The sequence below is a fragment of the Pseudogracilibacillus auburnensis genome, from assembly GCF_003201975.1.
Classification (GTDB): Bacteria; Bacillota; Bacilli; order Bacillales; family Amphibacillaceae; genus Pseudogracilibacillus; species Pseudogracilibacillus auburnensis.
The window spans coordinates 338,852-345,197 of record NZ_QJJQ01000003.1 but is presented as its reverse complement, the minus strand read 5'-3'; the positions used below and the strand labels follow the sequence as shown (position 1 = coordinate 345,197).

7 protein-coding genes and 1 other RNA gene are annotated in these 6,346 nt (G+C 33.2%); 1 reads left to right on the top strand and 7 read right to left on the bottom strand.

Annotation, left to right across the window (positions count from 1 at the left end; genetic code table 11):
- Window positions 1-170: 170 nt before the first annotated feature.
- The 5 genes from rnpB to DFR56_RS06720 form a co-directional block, all read right to left on the bottom strand.
- Window positions 171-547: RNase P RNA component class B (gene rnpB, locus DFR56_RS06735), an RNA gene on the bottom strand.
- A gap of 22 nt (window positions 548-569) precedes the next feature.
- Window positions 570-881: a cell division regulator GpsB gene (gpsB, locus tag DFR56_RS06730; protein WP_110394669.1), complete on the bottom strand. Its 312-nt coding sequence runs from the start codon at window positions 879-881 to the stop codon at window positions 570-572.
- A 482-nt stretch (window positions 882-1,363) separates the two neighbouring features.
- A complete protein-coding gene (locus DFR56_RS22870) occupies window positions 1,364-1,528 on the bottom strand; it encodes a hypothetical protein (RefSeq protein ID WP_158525522.1) in 165 nt (54 codons plus the stop codon).
- A gap of 98 nt (window positions 1,529-1,626) precedes the next feature.
- Complete coding sequence (locus tag DFR56_RS06725) at window positions 1,627-2,133, bottom strand: DinB family protein (RefSeq protein ID WP_110394668.1); 507 nt, start codon at window positions 2,131-2,133, stop codon at window positions 1,627-1,629.
- Window positions 2,134-2,699: 566 nt separating this feature from the next.
- On the bottom strand, window positions 2,700-3,236 hold the full coding sequence (locus DFR56_RS06720) for a DUF1572 domain-containing protein (protein WP_110394667.1): 537 nt from the start codon (window positions 3,234-3,236) through the stop codon (window positions 2,700-2,702).
- A gap of 356 nt (window positions 3,237-3,592) precedes the next feature.
- On the opposite strand from DFR56_RS06720, the gene DFR56_RS06715 reads away from it, so the two are divergent.
- Window positions 3,593-4,696, top strand: a complete 1,104-nt coding sequence (locus DFR56_RS06715; RefSeq protein WP_244916439.1) for a nitric oxide synthase oxygenase — start codon at window positions 3,593-3,595, stop codon at window positions 4,694-4,696.
- A gap of 914 nt (window positions 4,697-5,610) precedes the next feature.
- Here the strand turns inward: DFR56_RS06715 and cdd are convergent.
- Together cdd and DFR56_RS06705 are read right to left on the bottom strand one after the other, a co-directional pair.
- Complete coding sequence (gene cdd, locus DFR56_RS06710; RefSeq protein ID WP_110394665.1) at window positions 5,611-5,994, bottom strand: cytidine deaminase; 384 nt, start codon at window positions 5,992-5,994, stop codon at window positions 5,611-5,613.
- Complete coding sequence (locus DFR56_RS06705; protein ID WP_110394664.1) at window positions 5,991-6,338, bottom strand: DUF1798 family protein; 348 nt, start codon at window positions 6,336-6,338, stop codon at window positions 5,991-5,993. Before DFR56_RS06705 ends, cdd begins: the two co-directional genes overlap by 4 nt.
- Between the last annotated feature and the right edge of the window lie 8 nt (window positions 6,339-6,346).

The following is a 6,346-nucleotide window of genomic DNA, read 5'->3' as shown; positions in this document are numbered from 1 at the left end:
GTGTGGTTACTTACATTTTACACGAAGCTGTTATGGGCTGCTTTATTTTAACTACAGTTTTTTTAGGTGTTGCACTTAATAGTACAATTCGTCATATGAAAAAAATAAAAACCTACTACCAGTTTACACTGATACATAGGTTTTTAAAACAATTTTGTGACCTCTGAATACTCGATAAGCCATGTTCTGTTCCTTTGTACTAAAACGGTGGTCAGCCTCGTACTCGGGTTGTAATCATTTATCTACAAGTGATTCTTGTCCCTCTTTTCGTTCATTTCCTAATCAGAGGATGCCCCTACCATAGTTTGGGTTGCTCACTCATGGGGTTTACCCGTTCCACTTCAGAATGTTTCCATTCATCTTCGTCACTGTGGCACTTTCAAGGCTTTATTTCCTATCAAAAAGACGTAGAAATAAACTCCTGCCGTTAACCACTCCGGTTACCTTGACTTATTATTTCATCAAGCATGAACACTACAAGCATCGCAGCTTGTGTGAGCATGGACTTTCCTCTACACAGTAAACTGTGCAGCGATTACATGAGCATTCTTATTTATTATATCATATTTTTACATTTCTTTCTCATTTATTTTTTGTCCAAAAACTGCTTTTTCCAAATTGGATAACCTTTTTAATACGTCATAATTTGATTGTGGCGGTGGTGTGTTTGCTGTTACGCGAGATTTTGGTTGACTAGCACTTTTTCTAAACCGTTCATTTTCTTGTTTTAGCTTTTCAATCTCTTGGTTAAATGCTTCATAATCTTTAATAATAATATCTAAAAATTCATCAACATCTTCCTCGTTATACCCTCGCATCGATTTCTTAAACTCTTTTTCCAATATATCGTTTGCAGTTAATTGTACCCTACTTACCGTCATAAATGATCACCTCAGTAATTATTGTAAACAATTATCGTTTTGATGTTCCATCTCATCATTGCTCGTCTACTGTCATTTTATTAATTAAATTAAAAATTATGCAATGCTTGATGATATTATACCATTAAATAAACCTATAACGAATTAAACGTCATTATATATTAAAAAACGTTGTTCTAACAACAACTATATCAAATAGTCAATTTTCAAGTAAACGTAATGTTATGCATGAAGAAGAACGTATTTGGGGCTGTTTTTAGGCTGAATTGCGACTAAAATAATACGTAGGTAGATGTTATAGAAATCAAAGATCGCTTTTACAGTGGCGGTCTTTTTTTCTCCTTTTTTATTGCTTTTCATAAAAACACGAGCTTCATTTAAAAAAAGAACAATTTATCCGATGTTATAATAGATCCTTTAGGTCCTATTTTCCAAAATGTTATAAGACAGATAATGACAGCCCCACCAATCGTAGTGCCAAGTCACAAAAATATCTTATCTATTTTATCAATTTTTTTATGTGAGGATTTAGTGCTTGCCAAGGCTTCATTTGCGGTTTTCTCTGCATCTTCTGCCATAGAGTCAATTTTTGTTTGAACCTTTACCATTCGTTCTTTTATATCCAACAGCATTACAGTTGCATCCACACCTCAACCCCTTTCAAAATTTTCACATAAAAAATACGCTCGAAGTGAGCGTTTTAAAATATAATAAGCACCATAACCGAGATGCTTTATTGCGTAATTTAGATAAAGAGTAATTTTATCTCTTTTATTTGTTCTATGTGTCGCTGTTCATGCAAATATATCTGTTCAACCCATTGATCAAGAGGTAATTCACCGAGAGCAGGATGTTTCATTGATTTTTTGGCTAATATGGATTTATCTTCTATAGTACTAAGAAAACTCATCAATTCTTTTCTTGAATCTCTTAACAAATCAACTATTTGCTGAACTTCAAATGGCCCTTCGTCTGGTTCAACGATTTTTGGAGCTTTAATCTTTTTCGTTCTATCCAATAATATAAGGTCAACCTTTTTACGTTCTTTTTGAGCACTATCAATCTCTTTTAATCCCCATGCAATAGCCTTTATAGAAGCCTTTTCCACTAGAACTAAGTGATGGCAAACTTGTGCTATACTCCACTTATCCCTATCAGTCTTACTATTAAATTGAGCATCATTTAATAAAGTAATTTCCTTTACGAGATCATTTCTCGTTTCATACAGATTGTCATTTACTAATTTGTTCATGAGATTTCTCCCTTCACAATGCAAGCGACTTTCATCGCACATAGCGGTTCGTCATCAATAGCTATTTACTCATTTCCCTATTTTTTTATTATATTCCCATTATTAGAAAAGTCAATATTTATTTTTAAGCATACAAAAATAATGCTCGTGTGAGCGTTAAAGAAAAGTACCTCATCATGAAGGTTCTTTAAAAAAATTTATTAAATAAATAGTAAGCTGATGCCAAAATAGTAACCGTCCAGATGAAATTTATTAGTACCCTTGGCATCGGCAACAACTTTAAAATAATTGAGATAGCCATTAACACTAATAGTAAATATAACAAAAATGGTACTAGCGTCTCGTACAACGATAATGCGGAGATCTCCATCCAATCACTCCTCTTTGGTAAAATAAGTTTTTATTTTTACCATTTGAAAGGCATAAATTCCTATAAATAAAAAATACGCCCTACTGGACGTAAAAGAAAATATTTGATTTTTTTAATAAGAATTTGCCATCCTCTATTAAATGTAAGTTAACTAAATGTATTAATAACGCCTGTTTTCGAAACAAAAGCCAATATCTTAAGACTGATGTTTTTTTAACTTCTGCTGTAAGTATTCTTCTGATTTTCCTTTTGGTATACTAAGGGTTTCCCAGTTCTCATCTTTTAATTGTTTCCCAATATAAACAATCTGACCAACATGATAAGCGTAATGAGCCATTTGTCTTTCGATTGCTTCTAGTACAGTGTGTTTTTCACTCCGAATGGTTATATTTTTTAATAAATCTTGGTTTTCCAATTCATTCAATGTATCAAGAAAAGTGTTCCATCCTTTTTCCCAAATAGTTATCATTTCTTGTTTAGAGGAAATGTCATCTTCAAATTCCTGATCACGATTTCTGAAGGATTTTTCTCCATCTGTTGTTAAAAAGTCAGACCATCTGGATATCATATTTCCACTTAAATGCTTTACAATAATTGCAATGCTATTTGAAGCCTCGTTTAATTTCCAGTGTATATCTTCCTCTGATAATTGACTTATTGTTTTATCTCCAAGATTTTTAACGCTTTTAAATCTTTCTTGCACAATCTTCAAGTATTCATTTCCAAGATTCATTAAATATACCCCCTTGAAATTTGTTCAATAATCTGACCCGTTGTTTTGACCATTTAGATCCGTTATCATACTCCCCATTATACGGTAGGAAGGGAAATATTTCCATAAAAAACAACGCCTAACAAATTTTTCCCCCTACGCAATATATAGCTACATGATGCTATGTTTGGTAAAAATTTTAAAATTATTGCATGCTATTATATTAGACCATCTTAACCAAAATGCCCTGCTATTGGCTGGGAGATATCCTAGCTTTTATTTTCTACGTATTCGATAAGAAGTTCAAAAATTCTCCAAACTATCATATTATTACAATCCCATATCTATGATAAGCTTTAAGTATGGAGTTGATACTGATGATTCAATCTACTAAAACCAATCATTTAATAATAGAGGCAACAAAATTTATACAAATTTGTTATGATGAACTCGGGATGTCTAAAGAAAAGCAATCGGAACGAATGACAGAAATTGAAAATGAAATAAAGACTACCGGGACATACTTCCATAAATCTTTTGAATTAACACACGGTGCTAAAATGGCCTGGCGTAACAGTAATCGTTGTATAGGACGATTGCTATGGAATACATTACATGTTTTTGATGCACGTGATGTGTATTCAGCTGAACAAGCTTATAAAAAATTATTAAAACACATTGAATTTGCTACAAATGATGGAAAAATACAATCTACAATCACAATCTTTCCACCTCGAGAAAATGGAAAAGATCCATTAAGAATTTTGAACCATCAATTGCTTCGTTATGCTGGATACAAAAATGGCGATAAAGTAATTGGTGATTCAACATCTGTTAAAATAACCAAAACATGTGAAGGCTTAGGATGGAAAGGAACTAATACTCCTTTCGATATTCTCCCATTGGTTATTCAGGAATTAGGAAAAAAACCTAAAGTATATGAAATTCCTAAAGATATAGTTAAAGAAGTTCCAATAACTCACCCACAATATGAAGCCTTTAGTAAACTAAATATTAAGTGGTATGCGGTCCCAATCATTTCAGATATGCGTCTCGAAATAGGTGGAATTGATTACCCTATGGCCCCTTTTAATGGTTGGTATATGGGCACTGAAATTGGAGCAAGAAATTTAGCAGATGAAGATCGATATAATTTATTACCAAAGATTGCTGAAATAATGGGATTAGATACAAAATTAAATCGCTCCCTATGGATCGATAAAGCTTTAGTTGAATTAAATATTGCAGTATTACATTCTTATCAAAAATCCGGCGTTACGCTTGTTGATCATCATACTGCAGCAAAACAATTTAAGAGCTTTGAAAAGAACGAGAGCGAAAACGGTCGTTCTGTTACTGGGAATTGGGCTTGGCTCATTCCGCCGATATCATCTGCAACTACACACATCTATCATAGACCATATAACAACGACATTTTAACACCTAATTACTTTTATCAATCGGATCTTAAATTGAATTAAACGATATAAAAGAAATTTCTATGATATGAGGCTAGGACAAAACCCTAGTAAGTGAAAAAGAAGTCAGGTGGTCCATCTAACTAATGGATGGAACGCCTGACTTCTTCCTCTATATGCTGGTAACTTCGTTGATTTGCACTACAGGAGGCTGCTTTTCAGCCTCCTCGGAAAGAAAACCATTCTTCCTAGCGAGGTTTTTAGACTAGTGGGACTGGGACTGCGCTTACTCGTCCCATCGAAGAACATTTGCTTTTCCGCAGGGGTTGTCCCCTTTCAAGTTGTTGAGCCTCTTTCCCCATACCGTTTCCACCTTCGCTTTTAACTGTACTATGCGTAACTTCTTCCCAAGAGATCGGGAGGAATATAGTTCGATAAAATAACATAAACGGTATACACGTAGACTACACTAATACCTTTTTCGATAAAATAATGGGTTAAATGAAGTTAAAATTAATCCAATACACTGGATGGATTGCATCACACACATGCTACTATATTAATCGATGAGTTGATACCACCAACTGATGTTGCCGATCGTTTAGGGAGTACGCTAGAAATGATTTATAATGTTTATGTCCATTCATTTCAAAAAATAGAAAATAAAGTAGTTATGCATTTGGTGAGCGTTTAAAAAGAGTAGCTAAATAATTCAGGTGGGGCTAATTTCAGGGCTACTTATTTTATTGAGTCTCGATAAATGTATATGTAACATTGTATTTGAACGATTTATCGAGACTATACTTTTTTATGCATTAAAAAAGAAGCTTTAAAACAAAGCTTCCTTTCTAAGCAGAAAGAAAGTATCAATCCTTTCTTTCTGCTTATGTGCAACATCACTGTCGTTACTGACGGCTTGCCAATCGGTGTGTTTTTTTAACGTACGCCAATAATTTTAACTATATTTTAAAGAAAATTTATAATTTAAAGGAATAGGGTAATAATTCAGCAACTGTTATTTCCTTTGTTTTTCCTGTAAGATTTGTTAAATAAATCGTTACGTCTTCAGTAAAAAACTCAGCCATCACTTGACGACATGCTCCACAAGGGCTAACTGCACCCTTACTATCTGCGATAACGGCCATTGCTTGAAAGTTTTTTTCACCTTCTGAGATTGCTTTAAATATTGCCGTTCTTTCCGCGCAACAAGTAAGTGAGAATGAAGAATTTTCTATATTACAACCAGAGTATATTTTACCGGAATTTGCTAAAAGTGCAGCACCTACTTTAAAGGAAGAATAAGGAACATAAGCATTTTCTCTCGCCTTTGTAGCTTCTTCAATTAATTTCTCTTTCACTATTTTGTCTCCTTTAACAATTGATTGAAAATGTATTTACATGATTTGTAAATGTCCATATATCTTCTTTTTCGTACATCGGCATAATAACTATGCATCATTAATTTTTTCATATTATCTTTAGTTGCATGGATTTGTTGTTCATGAATGGAAATTTGCTTTTTATTAATTAAGTCAATAGCAAGAGCTTCCCATTCATCAAGCAAATGAAATATTGGCTCTGTTTCTTGTTTTACATATAGAAAAAACGCTCGATCTTTTGCAGGTTCCTTACCCTCTTCATACGTATTCTTTAATTCGTTTAACTGGTGCATTAATTGCTCTGTTTTTCTCAAAATAATTGTCATCAAGTTTA